Here is a 12,026-nt window from a genome sequence, read left to right on the forward strand (position 1 = left end):
CATACCCGGGACGCGGCCGACCGCACCTGAAAACGTCGATCGCGGAGTCTTCCGCGGCCGTGCCGCTCAGAGCAGGCCGGCCGCGGTCACCCGGTGGAGATGGATCAGCACATCGTACGAGCTGAGGAGCCGCACCTGCTCCGGCTCCGCCGGCCAGGCGTTGCCGATGTTCCGGGTCGGGCGGGCGACGCTCAGCCAGGTCCGCGCCGCGGCCGGTGCGCTCCGCAGATCGAGGTAGTAGTCCTTCCCCGACACCCGTTCCAGGACGGCCTCGTTGCTGCCCGGAGCGGGCGGCCCCACCGTGAACGTCCGCATCGGCTCGGCCGGATCCGTCACGTCGAGCGCGTTGAACGAGCCCTGCCCGAAGGTGAATCCGGCGCTGATGTAGTCCGTCCCCACCATGTCCCGCAGGAACGCGCCCTGAAGCTTGGGGTACTGCGCCGGGTTGCTCGTCTCGTAGCCGACATGGCCGTTGTGCGCGGAGAGCACCATTCGGTGCCCGGTCCGTCGCTGCCACCACACGGTGTTCTCGGCCATGGTCCGGTCGCGGTAGAGCATGGCGTCCGCGATCTCCTTCTCGTCGAAGAAGTCGAACGTGTACTGGGCCCCGGTCTGCGCGATCGCCCGGGCGTGCTGAAGCATCCAGGCGTGCCGCTCGCGGTTCGGCCCCGGCTTCTGCCGCTCCAGGAGGGCCAGCGCCCGCCCCACGTCCGCCGCCATCGCCCTCCGCTCGGCGATGGGCCGGTGCAGATACGCCGTCATCGTCTCGTCCACCGAGGCCGTGGGCCGCGACGCCCGGTAGAGGCGGCTGATCTCCGGCAGCAGCGCCGGGTACCGCTTCGCGACCCAGCCCGTGACGGTGTCGAAGAGTTCCGGCCCCGCGTAGGCGGTGTCGTTGCCCATGAACTGCACGGGCCGCTGCGGATGCCGCACGTTGTACTGGCGCATCCACCGGATCAGGTCCAGGTACTCGCGGGTGTTCCACAGGGCGTAGGAGTTCTGGAACTCCTTCCGCATGATGTGCCGCGGATCGCCCTCGCCGTGCAGCACATACGCGTTGAGGCGCAGCCCGGTGCTCCAGGGGGCCTCCAGGGCGAAGGTCGTGAAGCCTCTGCGTTCCACGAGGTCCCGGAAGACGCGGTGCTTGGCCGTGAAGAACTCACGTGAGTTGTGGGTGGCCTCGCCGACGCCCACGATCGTCGCGGTGCCGATCATGCGCTCCAGCGGCCGCAGATCGGACAGCGGGTGGGCCGCCCGGGCCAGAGCCTGTACGGATTCGTGGGCGGCGGGGGAGGAGGCGCTGGGGGAGGGGGCGGGCTGTGCGCGTGCGGATCCGGCGAGGAGGAGCGAGCCGAGAGCGAGCACGAGCAGCAGCTGCTGTAACCGGTGGTGGGTGGTGGTGTCCATGGATCAAGCCTGTCGGCGCATCGCGGGCCCGGACCAACCTGCGGGCACCCGTCTCGATGGTGGGGCCGGCCCCCGTACCGCCGGACCGGCCCTCCACCGCGCGTGCGCCTCCGCGTCCCGGTTCCCGACTGCCGTGCTCAGTACCGCAGATACCTCTTGCGGACCGCCCGGAACGCCGCCAGCTCCCCACGCCAGGCGCCCACCACCTCGTCCGTCCCCGCCCCCGCGTCGATCAGCGTACGGACCTTGGTCGAGCCCGTGAGCTTGTCGATCCAGTTGTCGGGACGCCAGGCGAAGCCGCTCCAGCTCCGCTTCGCTGTCACCAGCAGACCGATGCCGGTGCGCACCGGGTCGAACGACTCCCGGTCGTGGACGTGCAGTTGGACCCCGCCGATCGTCTTTCCCTGGAACTTGGAGAACGTCGGCGAGAAGTACGCCTCACGGAACCGCACACCGGGCAGGTCCAGGGCGTTCGCCGCCTCGGCCCACCCGCGGCCGATCCCCTCGGCGCCCAGCAGCTCGAACGGACGGGTCGTACCGCGCCCCTCCGACAGGTTCGTGCCCTCGAAGAGGCAGGTACCCGGGTAGACCAGCGCGGTCTCGGGAGTGGGCATGTTGGGGCTCGGCGGCACCCACGGCAGCCCCGTCTCGTCGAAGAAGTCGGAGCGGTCCCAGCCCGACATCCGGACGATCCGCAGATCCACGGGCGTCTGCAGGAACTCGCCGTTGAACAGCAGTGCGAGTTCGGCCACCGTCATGCCGTGCGCCTGTGAGATCGGCTCGCGGCCGACGAAGGTCGCGAACGCCTTGTCCAGTACGGGACCGAGCGCGGCCCGTCCCGTCACCGGGTTGGGCCGGTCCAGGACGACGAAGCGCTTGCCGGCGAGCGCGGCCGACTGCATGCAGTCGAACAGCGTCCAGATGTAGGTGTAGAAGCGCGCTCCCGCGTCCTGGATGTCGAAGACGATCGTCTCCACACCCGAGGTGGTGAAGATGTCGGCCAGCGGCTGCCCGCTCTTGAGGTAGGTGTCGTAGACGGGCAGGCCGGTCGCCGGGTCGTCGTAGCGCCCCTCGGAGCCGCCCGCCTGGGCCGTGCCGCGGAAGCCGTGCTCGGGGCCGAAGACGGAGGTCAGGTCCACCCGGTCGTCCGTGTGCATCACATCGACGATGTGCCGTACGTCCGGGGTGATGCCGGTCGGATTGGTGACCACGCCGACCCGCTGCCCGGAGAGCATCGCGTAACCGTCGGCGGCGAGCCGGTCGAAGCCGGTGCGGACGCGGCGCCGCGTCGAGCGGGAGGCGGCGGGAGCCGCGCTCGCCGCCGGTCCGGTCGCGGCCAGCGCGCCGGCCGCCCCCGTCGCGGCCAGCAGTCCCCGTCTGGACAGGCTCATCGGGCCACCTCCGTGATCGGTGTCTGTCATGGCCACGCACGCTAGCGCGCGCCGGGGGCGGGTGGAACGACCCGTGCACCGCGCTTCGCGCTTCCTTCCCCCCGCCCTGCCTCTTTCGTGGGACATACCGACCGGTTAGTCTGCCGTGACGGACCGGTAGCGTGGAGAGGCGGATTCCGATGAGTTCGGTGCAGGGCGCTGGAGTGGTGGTCACGGGCGCGGGCGGGGGTATCGGCGCCGCGCTGGCCCGCAGGTTCGCGGCCGAGGGCGCCCGCGTCGTCGTCAACGACATCGACGCGGTCAAGGCCAAGGCGGTCGCCGAGGAGATCGGTGCCACCGCCGTGCCGGGCGACGCCTCCGCGATCGTGGAAGCCGCCCGCGACGCGCTCGACGGCACGGTGGACGTCTACTGCGCCAACGCCGGACTCGCCTCGCCCGGTGACGCTTTCGCCGACGAGGCGGTCTGGGCCGCCGCCTGGGACGTCAACGTCATGGCGCACGTCCGCGCGGTCCGCACTCTGCTGCCCGACTGGCTGGAGCGCGGCACGGGCCGCTTCGTCTCCACCGTCTCCGCGGCGGGGCTGCTCACCATGGTGGGCGCGGCCCCCTACAGCGTCTCCAAGCACGGCGCGTACGCCTTCGCCGAGTGGCTCTCGCTCACCTACCGCCACCGCGGACTGAAGGTGCACGCCATCTGCCCGCAGGGCGTACGGACGGACATGCTCACGGCGGCCGGATCGGCGGGCGAACTGGTGCTGGCCCCCAGCGCCATCGAACCCGAGGACGTCGCCGACGCGCTCTTCGACGGCATCGACCATGACCGCTTCCTGATCCTGCCGCACCCGGAGGTCGCCGAGTTCTACCAGGCCCGCGCCGCGACGCCCGAGCGCTGGCTCGGCGGGATGAACCACATCCAGCGGAAGTGGGAGGAGGCGGGCCGGTGACTTCTCTCTACGCCGCCAAGCCCTGGCTGGGCAGGCTCACCGCGGCCCAGCGCGCGAGCGTCACCCCGCCGGCGACCGTGGTGCACTCCTTCCGCGCCGCCGTCGAGCGGGCCCCCGAACACACCGCCCTCGCCTACTTCGACGGGCGGATCAGCTACCGCGAGACCGACGAACTCTCGGACTCGGTGGCCGGTCACCTCGCCGCGCGCGGCGTCGGCCGAGGCGACCGTGTGGCGATCATGCTCCAGAACAGCCCGCAGTTCGTGATCGGCCTCCTCGGCGCCTGGAAGGCCGGGGCCACCGTCGTCCCGCTCAACCCGATGTACAAGGCGGCCGAAGTCGGTCACGTTCTGAAGGACGCCGAGGTCGGCGCCCTGATCTGTGCGGACCTCGGCTGGGAGTCGTATCTGCGCGAGAGCGCCGCCGCCGCGTCCGTGGACGTCGTGCTCACCGCCTGCGAACGGGATCTCCAGACCCGCGACGACAAGCGCGTGCTGGGCTTCCCGCGGCTGGAGCGGCCGTCGGACACCGACGACCTCCTTCAGGTGGCCCGGCAGGGCCTCGCGGCACCCGAAGGGCGTGAACTCACCGCCGACGACATCGCGTTGATCAGTTACACCTCCGGCACCAGTGGCACCCCCAAGGGCGCCATGAACCTGCACCGGGGCATCACCTACAACGCCGAGCGCCAGCGCACCGGCCACCCCGTGCCTGAGGGCTCCTGCTATTTCGCCCTCGCGCCGCTGTTCCACATCACCGGCATGGTCTGCGAACTGGCCGCCTGCATCGCCAACGCGGGCACCCTGGCCCTCGCCTACCGCTTCGAGGCCGGTGTCGTGCTCGACGCCTTCGCCGAGCACCGGCCCGCGTACACCGTCGGCCCCTCCACCGCCTTCATGGCACTCGGCGCGCACCCCTCGGCGACCCGCGAGCACTTCGCGTCCTTCCAGGTGATCTCGTCCGGCGGCGCGCCGGTGCCGCCCGCGCTGGTGGAGAAGTTCCGCGCCGGCTTCGGCCCCTACATCCGCAACGGCTACGGCCTCACCGAGTGCACCGCGCCCTGTGCCTCGGTGCCGCCGGAACGGGAGGCCCCCGTCGACCCGGCGTCCGGCACCCTGTCCGTCGGTGTGCCGGGACCGGACACCGTCGTCCGCATCCTCGACGACACGGGCGAGGAGGTGCCCTTCGGCGAGCAGGGCGAGATCGCGGTCAGCGGTCCCCAGGTGGTGCCGGGCTACTGGCGGCTGCCCGACGCGACCGCGGAGGCGTTCCCCGACGGCGAACTGCGCACGGGGGACATTGGCTTCATGGACCAGGACGGCTGGCTGTACGTCGTCGACCGCAAGAAGGACATGATCAACGCGTCCGGATTCAAGGTCTGGCCGCGTGAGGTCGAGGACGTGCTGTACACCCACCCGGCGGTACGGGAGGCCGCGGTCGTCGGCATCCCCGACGAGTACCGGGGAGAAACGGTGAAGGCCTACGTCAGCCTGCGCCCGGGCGTCACCGTGGAGGGGGCGGAGATATCCGCGTACTGCGCCGAGCGCCTCGCCGCGTACAAATATCCACGCGCAGTGGAGATCCTGCCGGAGCTCCCGAAGACGACAAGTGGGAAGATCCTCCGGCGGGAGCTGCGTTTCCCCGGGTAAGTTACTGCTTGGTACTTGATCGAGAGGCGGGTGGCACCACATGGCCAGGACGACGGACGGGGACGACACCCCCGTACCGCAGCGGCTTCTGGCTGCCGCCACCCGTCTCTTCGCCGAGCGGGGCTACGACCGCACCTCGGTGCAGGAGATCGTCGAGGCGGCCGGCGTCACCAAGGGGGCGCTGTACCACTACTTCGGCTCCAAGGAGGACCTTCTCCAGGAGATCTACGCCCGGATGCTGCGCATCCAGCAGGAGCGCCTCGACGCCTACGCGGACGCGGACGAGCCGGTGGAGAAGCGGTTGCGGGACGCGGCGGCTGACGTGGTCGTCACGACCATCGAGAACCTCGACGACGCGGACATCTTCTTCCGCTCGATGCACCATCTCAGCCCGGAGAAGCACAAGCAGGTGCGCGCTGAGCGCCGCCGCTACCACGAACGGTTCCGGGCGCTGGTGGAGGAGGGGCAGCAGAGCGGTGTCTTCTCCTCGGCGACCCCCGCGGACCTGGTCGTGGACTACCACTTCGGCTCGGTCCACCATCTGTCGACGTGGTACCGCCCGGACGGCCCCCTGACCCCGCACGAACTGGCGGACCACCTCGCGGACCTGCTGCTGCGTGCCTTGCGCCCGTAGCAGCCCCGGCGGGCGGTCCGCCGCCTCGCCGGTGTGTCCCATCCGGGCCGTATCCGGATGGGACCGCCGGGTGACACCGACGCGGGTCACGGGGCCGGAGCCCCGGGACCCCGCGCCGGGCGCCTACAGATACTTCTTCAGCTCACGCCGAGCCAGCGACCGCTGGTGCACCTCGTCCGGACCGTCCGCGAGCTTCAGCGTCCGTGCGCCCGCCCACAGTTCGGCCAGCGGGAAGTCCTGGCTCACGCCGCCCGCGCCGTGCACCTGCACCGCCTTGTCGAGGATGTCCACCACGGCCCGGGGCGTGGCGATCTTGATCGCCTGGATCTCGGTGTGCGCACCGCGGTTGCCGACCGTGTCCATCAGCCACGCGGTCTTCAGCACGAGCAGCCGCAACTGCTCGACCGTCACCCGCGCGTCGGCGATCCAGTTCTGCACCACTCCCTGCTGTGCGATCGCCTTGCCGAAGGCCGTACGGGACACCGCACGCCGGCACATCAGCTCGATCGCCCGCTCGGCCATGCCGATCAGCCGCATGCAGTGGTGGATGCGGCCCGGGCCGAGCCGCGCCTGCGCGATCGCGAAGCCGCCGCCCTCCTCGCCGATGAGATGGGTGGCGGGGACGCGGACATCGTCGAAGACGACCTCGGCATGGCCTCCGTGCGAGTGGTCCTCGTAGCCGTACACCTGCATCGCCCGGCGAATCTCCACGCCGGGGGTGTCACGCGGCACCAGGATCATCGACTGCTGGCGGCGGATGTCGTCGCCGTCCGGGTCGGTCTTGCCCATCACGATGAAGATCTTGCAGTCGGGGTTCATCGCCCCGGAGATGTACCACTTGCGGCCGTTGACGACGTAGTCGTCGCCGTCCCGGTCGATCCGCGTCTGGATGTTCGTCGCGTCCGACGAGGCGACCTCGGGCTCCGTCATGGCGAACGCCGAGCGGATCTCACCGGCGAGCAGCGGGTCGAGCCACTGCTTCTTCTGCTGCTCGTTGCCGAACTGCGCGAGCACTTCCATGTTGCCGGTGTCGGGCGCGGCGCAGTTCAGCGCGGTCGGGCCCAGATGCGGGCTGCGGCCGGTGATCTCGGCGAGCGGGGCGTACTGGAGGTTCGTCAGCCCCGCGCCGTGCTCGGCGTCCGGCAGGAACAGATTCCACAGTCCCTGCCTGCGGGCCTCGGCCTTCAGCTCCTCCACGATCGCCGGGGTGTCCCACGGTGACGCCAGCTTGGCGCGCTGCTCGTGCGCCACCGCCTCGGCCGGGTACACGTGCTCGTCCATGAAGGCGAGCAGCTGGGCCCGCAACTCCTCGGTGCGCGCGTCGAATGCGAAATCCATGGATGTACTCAGCCTTCCTGGAGGGTGGTGAGGCCGTGCTCGATGAAGACGGGAACGAGATCGCCGATCCCGTCGAAGCCGTCGCCGACGGTCTGCCCGAGGGTGTAGCGGTAGTGGATGCCCTCGAGGATCACGGCGAGCTTGAACCAGGCGAACCCCGTGTACCAGGAGATGGCGGAGGTGTCCCGCCCGGACCGGGCGGCGTAGCGCTCGATCAGCTCGGACGTCGACGGGTGACCGGCCGCTGCCGCGGTGGTGCTGATGGGGGCGTTGGCCACCTCCAGCTCGGCGCTGTACATGGCCAGCAGTCCGAGGTCGGTCAGCGGGTCGCCGAGGGTGGACATCTCCCAGTCCAGCACTGCCTTGATCCTGTCGTCCGCGCCGACGAGGACGTTGTCGAGGCGGTAGTCGCCGTGGATCACGGTGGGGGCGGGGGAGGCCGGCAGGGAGCGGCCGAGTGAGGCGTGCAGTTCGTCGATCCCGGCGAGGTCACGATTGCGGGAGGCGTCGAGCTGCTTGCCCCAGCGCCGCAGCTGCCGGTCGAGGAATCCCTCGGGGCGGCCGAAGTCGCCGAGGCCGACCGACTCCGGGTCCACGGCGTGCAGTTCGACGAGGGTGTCGAGCAGTCCGAGCACCGCGTTCCGGGTGCGCTCGGGCCCGATGGGGGCGAGCTGCTCGGCGGTGCGGTAGGGCGTGCCCTCCACGAACTCCATGACGTAGAACGGCGCTCCGAGCACCGAGTCGTCCTCGCACAGCAGCAGCGGCTCGGGCACCGGCACCGCGGTCGGGTGCAGTGCGCTGATCACCCGGTGTTCGCGCTTCATGTCGTGCGCCGTGGCCAGCACGTGCCCGAGCGGAGGCCGGCGCACCACCCACTGGCCGGTGCCGTCGGTGACGGAGTACGTGAGATTGGAGCGGCCGCCCTGGATCAGCCGTGCGCTGAGCGGTCCGTTCACCAGGCCCGGCCGCTCACGGTCGAGACAACCGCGCAGCTTCTCGGGATCGAGGCCTGGGGGGACTGAGCTCATCGGGGGCACCTCCGGGGGCACGGAACGGTCGCGGGAACGGGTCGCTCTTATGATGACCGACCAGTCGGTATGTCGTCCAGTGCGAGGGAGGACCGGGGCCGAGATCACACCCGTTGGCGGAGTCCGGGGACGGCCGCGGCCAGGGGGCGTCACAGGTCGAGGGGGGCGCGGGAGACCCCCGGGACCCGGCGGGTGTGACGGCCGGATCCGGGGATCCTTTCTGCTGTCGTACGGAGCTGCTGCCGTACGGGGCTGCTCCGGTACGGGGCTGGTGCGGTGCAGCCTCGATGTCGCGTCCGTGTGGATCGGCGTTCGTACGGAACCAGGGCGTGCATCGGGTCGTGATCATGAGCATCACAGCCTGCGGGGGGTGCCCGCCCGGGGTGTGGGGCGCGGCGATCTACGGCTGCGTGTGCGGGCGCCAGTGACCGGAAGCGATGCCGCTGCGTGCCGGCAGGGATGGTGTGTCAGACCATGGCGAGCCGGTCCACCAGCAGCTCCACCCTCGCCTCGGTGTCCTCCGGCGGCAGCCGTCCCGCTCGGGTCAGGGTGACCAGCCCGTGCAGGGCCGCCCAGAACACCTCGGTGAACAGTCCCGGGTGGACGCCGTCCCCGGCGACCTCGCCGAGGCTTTCCAGCAGGGCGGCGAAGGCGTCCTTGAGCGGCTCGGGGGTGTCTTCGTGTGCGAACGCCAGGCCGCCGTCGAGCTGGAACATGGCGTCGTAGACCGCCGGGTTGCGTTCGGCGAAGTCGAGGTAGGCGCGGGCGATGGCGGTGACCCGGGTGCGCGGGCCGTCCGCGGCCAGGGCCGCGGCTCGCACCGCCGCGGCCATCTCGGCGGCACCCTGGAGGGCGACGGCGCCGATGATCTCGCGCTTGCTGCGGAAGTGGCTGTAGAGGACGGGCTGGCTGTATTCGATGCGTTCGGCCAGCCGGCGGGTGGTGACCGCGTCCCAGCCCTGCTGCTCGGCGAGTTCGCGGGCCGTGGCCACGATGAGGCGCTCGCGGCCCGCCCGTTCGCGCTCCTTGCGTTCCTGTACCGACATGACTCGATCCTAGCACCGCTAGACAATCGAGCGGCAGCAGTACTAGCGTTGCCTCATCATCTAGCGGCGCTAGATTCCAGGAGGGATCGTCATGCTCGACGCACTCGAGGTCGTCACCACTGTGGTCGTCGGAGTGATGGTGGGGGTGGAGTTCTCCGTCGCCTTCGTCATCAACCCGATCCTCAACGCACTCCCCGACGACAGTGGCCAACTCGGCCGCGCGCACGGGGGCCGGATGCTCGGCGCCGTGATGCCGGTCTGGTACATCACCTCGCTCATCCTCGTCGCGGTGTGGGCGATCGCCGGATGGCACCACCACGGCGCCGGACTCGTCGTCACCGCCGGCGCGCTGCTGATCCTCAGCGTGATCATGTCTCTCCTGCTGCTCGTCCCGATCAACAACCGGGGCAAGACATGGACCCCCGAGAACCGGCCCGCCGACTGGAAGGAGCAGATGAACCGCTGGGACCGCTTCCACTACGTCCGCGTCGCCGTCATCATCGCCGCCTTCGCCCTGCTGGCCGCCGCCCTCGCCTGAGACCGCGGGCCGGCACCGCGCCGGTGGCGCACGACCCCACTCTCCGGGCGGCAGGGCCACCGAAATCCCGACATCCGGGAATGCGGCAAAGCAGCGAGCACGTCCTGGCTCGTGTGCATCCCGGCGGCATCGTGACGGGCCCGCACGGTGGTGGAGTCGACACGGACCAGCGACAGATCCACCTCACCCCGCTTCGCGGCCTCCGCGATCAGGCCCTCCAGCAGAGCCTCGAACCCGCCCGCGTCACGCCACTGCCGGAAACGATGGGACACCGTCGACCACGCACCGGATTCCTGCGGCATCTCCCGCCGCTGCCCACCGGTCCTGAACCGCCGGACCACGTCCTCGAACTGCCGGCGCAACCTTCGGTACGGGCCGTACTCGCCGATCGGCAGGTACGGCCCGATGCACTCGCACTCCACATCGGTCAGCCGCGCACGCGTCACGCGAGACCCTCTTCGGATCGAAGATCAGCACGAGGGGAGAACCCGCTCATTGATCACGACCCGATACGCGCCCTAGTGGTCGTCCCAGTGCCCGTCGTGCGCCGCGTGCCGGTGCCCGTCGTGGACGTAGTCGACGTGGTCGCCGTGCTCGACGGCCGGATGTCCGCAGGTGGGACCGTGGTCGTGCGCGTGACCGCTGTGCGCGGTGTGCTCACCCGGCTCGCACTCGTCCCAGTGGCCGGAGTGCTCGCGGTGGAGGTGCCCGTCGTGGGCGTAGTCGACGTGATCGCCGTGCGGGACCTCGGTGTGGCCGCAGGCCGGGCCGTGCATGTGCTCGTGCGCGGAGTGTTCCGTGTGGACGGTCATGACCCATACCTTTTGGTGGTTTTCGTGGCGTTCTGTCATACCCAGGCTAGTCGCAGAAGCCCTGCACGGGCGGAGTGGACGCGCGGCGCCACGCCGGGCCCACGCTTGCGCCGGTGCCGGGAAGCGCCGAGGGTCGGACCATGAAGGCGATCAGTTACAGCAGCTTCGGCGGCCCCGATGTCCTGGAGTACACGGAGCGTCCCGAGCCGAAGGTGGGACCGGACTCGGTCCTCGTCAAGGTGCGCGCCGCCGCCGTCAACCCTGTCGACCGGTACGCCCGCGAGGGACAGCTCGACAGCATCATCGACACCGTCTTCCCGGTCGTCCCCGGCTGGGACGTCTCGGGGGTGGTGGTGCAACCCGGCTTCGCCGTCACCGAGTTCGCCGTCGGCGACGAGGTCATGGGGTACGTACGCGAGGACTTCCTCTCCCGCGGCACCTTCGCCGAGTACGTCGCCGCTCCCGTCCGTACCCTGGCCCGCAAGCCGATCAGGCTCAGCTTCGAGGAGGCCGCCGGGCTGCCGCTCGCCGGTCTCACCGCCTATCAGGTACTCCACAAAGCGCTGAAGATCGGCAGCTCGGACACCGTCCTGATCCATGCGGCGGCGGGCGGGGTGGGCTCCATCGCCGTACAGCTCGCCAAGCACGCGGGCGCACGCGTCATCGGCACGGCGAGTGAGCGCAACCACGACCACCTCAGGGAACTCGGCGCGGAACCGGTGACATACGGCGAGGGCCTCGCCGACCGGGTACGGGCGCTCGCGCCCGACGGCGTCGAGGCCGTCCTGGACACCATCGGCGGCGACGCGCTCAAGGCCTCGGTCCAGGTCCTCGCTCCCGAAGGACGCCTTGCCTCCATCGTGGACGCCGAGGTCCTCGCACTGGGCGGCCGCTACTGCTGGGTGCGGCCGGACGCGGCGGACCTCGCGGCCCTCGGAGAACTCGCCCAACAGGGGGTGGTGAACGTCCATGTGGACCGGACCTTCCCCCTGGAGCAGACGGCGCAGGCCCACATCCTCAGCGCGGAGGGCCACACCCGCGGCAAGATCGTCGTGACCGTCGACTGGGACGCCTGACGCTCGGAGCACCTTCGCGGTCGAGGCCGGTCCCCTCATGCGGGCCGGGAATGGATTACCGCGCGCCGGTCTCCTCGTGCGGGCCCGGCCCGGAGCACCGCGCGCCCCGCTCAAAACCACGGCCGGCTCATCGCGCGCCCCGTCACACCACGGCTGCGGCTCA

At 70.6% G+C, this 12,026-nt stretch carries 12 protein-coding genes; 5 read left to right on the forward strand and 7 right to left on the reverse strand.

Annotated features, from left to right (window positions below; genetic code table 11):
• Positions 1–66: 66 nt before the first annotated feature.
• Together ABTX78_RS16785 and ABTX78_RS16790 are read right to left on the reverse strand one after the other, a co-directional pair.
• Positions 67–1,407, reverse strand: a complete 1,341-nt coding sequence (locus ABTX78_RS16785; RefSeq protein WP_352207536.1) for an erythromycin esterase family protein — start codon at positions 1,405–1,407, stop codon at positions 67–69.
• Positions 1,408–1,544: 137 nt separating this feature from the next.
• Positions 1,545–2,798: an exo-beta-N-acetylmuramidase NamZ family protein gene (locus ABTX78_RS16790; protein WP_352207537.1), complete on the reverse strand. Its 1,254-nt coding sequence runs from the start codon at positions 2,796–2,798 to the stop codon at positions 1,545–1,547.
• Between the two features lie 179 nt (positions 2,799–2,977).
• Here ABTX78_RS16790 and ABTX78_RS16795 point away from each other — a divergent pair, with 179 nt between their 5' ends.
• From ABTX78_RS16795 to ABTX78_RS16805, 3 genes are read left to right on the forward strand one after another with little or no spacing between them, the layout of a single operon-like run.
• Positions 2,978–3,742 carry an SDR family oxidoreductase gene (locus ABTX78_RS16795; protein WP_352207538.1) on the forward strand — a complete coding sequence of 255 codons (765 nt, stop codon included), beginning with the start codon at positions 2,978–2,980 and terminating at the stop codon, positions 3,740–3,742.
• Positions 3,739–5,391 carry a class I adenylate-forming enzyme family protein gene (locus tag ABTX78_RS16800; protein ID WP_352207539.1) on the forward strand — a complete coding sequence of 551 codons (1,653 nt, stop codon included), beginning with the start codon at positions 3,739–3,741 and terminating at the stop codon, positions 5,389–5,391. Before ABTX78_RS16795 ends, ABTX78_RS16800 begins: the two co-directional genes overlap by 4 nt.
• A gap of 40 nt (positions 5,392–5,431) precedes the next feature.
• The gene (locus ABTX78_RS16805) at positions 5,432–6,025 is read left to right on the forward strand and encodes a TetR/AcrR family transcriptional regulator (protein WP_352207540.1); all 594 of its coding nucleotides are present in this window, start codon (positions 5,432–5,434) and stop codon (positions 6,023–6,025) included.
• Positions 6,026–6,148: 123 nt separating this feature from the next.
• On the opposite strand, the gene ABTX78_RS16810 is transcribed toward ABTX78_RS16805, so the two are convergent.
• The 3 genes from ABTX78_RS16810 to ABTX78_RS16820 all read right to left on the reverse strand — a co-directional run bounded on the left by ABTX78_RS16810 (position 6,149) and on the right by ABTX78_RS16820 (position 9,437).
• Positions 6,149–7,363 carry an acyl-CoA dehydrogenase family protein gene (locus ABTX78_RS16810; RefSeq protein WP_352207541.1) on the reverse strand — a complete coding sequence of 405 codons (1,215 nt, stop codon included), beginning with the start codon at positions 7,361–7,363 and terminating at the stop codon, positions 6,149–6,151.
• A gap of 8 nt (positions 7,364–7,371) precedes the next feature.
• Entirely contained in the window at positions 7,372–8,391 is a 1,020-nt protein-coding gene (locus ABTX78_RS16815) for a phosphotransferase family protein (protein WP_352207542.1), read from the reverse strand.
• A gap of 467 nt (positions 8,392–8,858) precedes the next feature.
• Positions 8,859–9,437 (reverse strand): TetR/AcrR family transcriptional regulator, encoded by a 579-nt coding sequence (locus ABTX78_RS16820; protein ID WP_352207543.1) that lies wholly within the window; start codon positions 9,435–9,437, stop codon positions 8,859–8,861.
• Between the two features lie 91 nt (positions 9,438–9,528).
• On the opposite strand from ABTX78_RS16820, the gene ABTX78_RS16825 reads away from it, so the two are divergent.
• Positions 9,529–9,975 (forward strand): anthrone oxygenase family protein, encoded by a 447-nt coding sequence (locus ABTX78_RS16825; protein WP_352207544.1) that lies wholly within the window; start codon positions 9,529–9,531, stop codon positions 9,973–9,975.
• On the opposite strand, the gene ABTX78_RS16830 is transcribed toward ABTX78_RS16825, so the two are convergent.
• Both ABTX78_RS16830 and ABTX78_RS16835 read right to left on the reverse strand, forming a co-directional pair.
• Positions 9,915–10,421: a transposase gene (locus tag ABTX78_RS16830; RefSeq protein ID WP_502993890.1), complete on the reverse strand. Its 507-nt coding sequence runs from the start codon at positions 10,419–10,421 to the stop codon at positions 9,915–9,917. The genes ABTX78_RS16825 and ABTX78_RS16830 overlap by 61 nt on opposite strands.
• Positions 10,422–10,493: 72 nt before the next feature.
• Positions 10,494–10,787, reverse strand: a complete 294-nt coding sequence (locus tag ABTX78_RS16835; RefSeq protein ID WP_352207545.1) for a hypothetical protein — start codon at positions 10,785–10,787, stop codon at positions 10,494–10,496.
• 140 nt (positions 10,788–10,927) lie between these two features.
• Here ABTX78_RS16835 and ABTX78_RS16840 point away from each other — a divergent pair, with 140 nt between their 5' ends.
• Positions 10,928–11,863 carry an NADP-dependent oxidoreductase gene (locus ABTX78_RS16840; RefSeq protein ID WP_352207546.1) on the forward strand — a complete coding sequence of 312 codons (936 nt, stop codon included), beginning with the start codon at positions 10,928–10,930 and terminating at the stop codon, positions 11,861–11,863.
• Positions 11,864–12,026: the final 163 nt, after the last annotated feature.

It is taken from the genome of Streptomyces sp. NPDC096193 (assembly GCF_040302905.1).
Lineage (GTDB): Bacteria > Actinomycetota > Actinomycetes > Streptomycetales > Streptomycetaceae > Streptomyces.

Excerpts from the sequence above, each read along its gene's own strand:
- ABTX78_RS16785 (WP_352207536.1), bottom strand. The coding sequence starts at position 1,407 with ATGGACACCACCACCCACCACCGGTTACAGCAGCTGCTGCTCGTGCTC.
- ABTX78_RS16790 (WP_352207537.1), bottom strand. The coding sequence starts at position 2,798 with ATGAGCCTGTCCAGACGGGGACTGCTGGCCGCGACGGGGGCGGCCGGC.
- ABTX78_RS16795 (WP_352207538.1), top strand. The coding sequence starts at position 2,978 with ATGAGTTCGGTGCAGGGCGCTGGAGTGGTGGTCACGGGCGCGGGCGGG.
- ABTX78_RS16805 (WP_352207540.1), top strand. The coding sequence starts at position 5,432 with ATGGCCAGGACGACGGACGGGGACGACACCCCCGTACCGCAGCGGCTT.
- ABTX78_RS16810 (WP_352207541.1), bottom strand. The coding sequence starts at position 7,363 with ATGGATTTCGCATTCGACGCGCGCACCGAGGAGTTGCGGGCCCAGCTG.
- ABTX78_RS16815 (WP_352207542.1), bottom strand. The coding sequence starts at position 8,391 with ATGAGCTCAGTCCCCCCAGGCCTCGATCCCGAGAAGCTGCGCGGTTGT.
- ABTX78_RS16820 (WP_352207543.1), bottom strand. The coding sequence starts at position 9,437 with ATGTCGGTACAGGAACGCAAGGAGCGCGAACGGGCGGGCCGCGAGCGC.
- ABTX78_RS16825 (WP_352207544.1), top strand. The coding sequence starts at position 9,529 with ATGCTCGACGCACTCGAGGTCGTCACCACTGTGGTCGTCGGAGTGATG.
- ABTX78_RS16835 (WP_352207545.1), bottom strand. The coding sequence starts at position 10,787 with ATGACCGTCCACACGGAACACTCCGCGCACGAGCACATGCACGGCCCG.
- ABTX78_RS16840 (WP_352207546.1), top strand. The coding sequence starts at position 10,928 with ATGAAGGCGATCAGTTACAGCAGCTTCGGCGGCCCCGATGTCCTGGAG.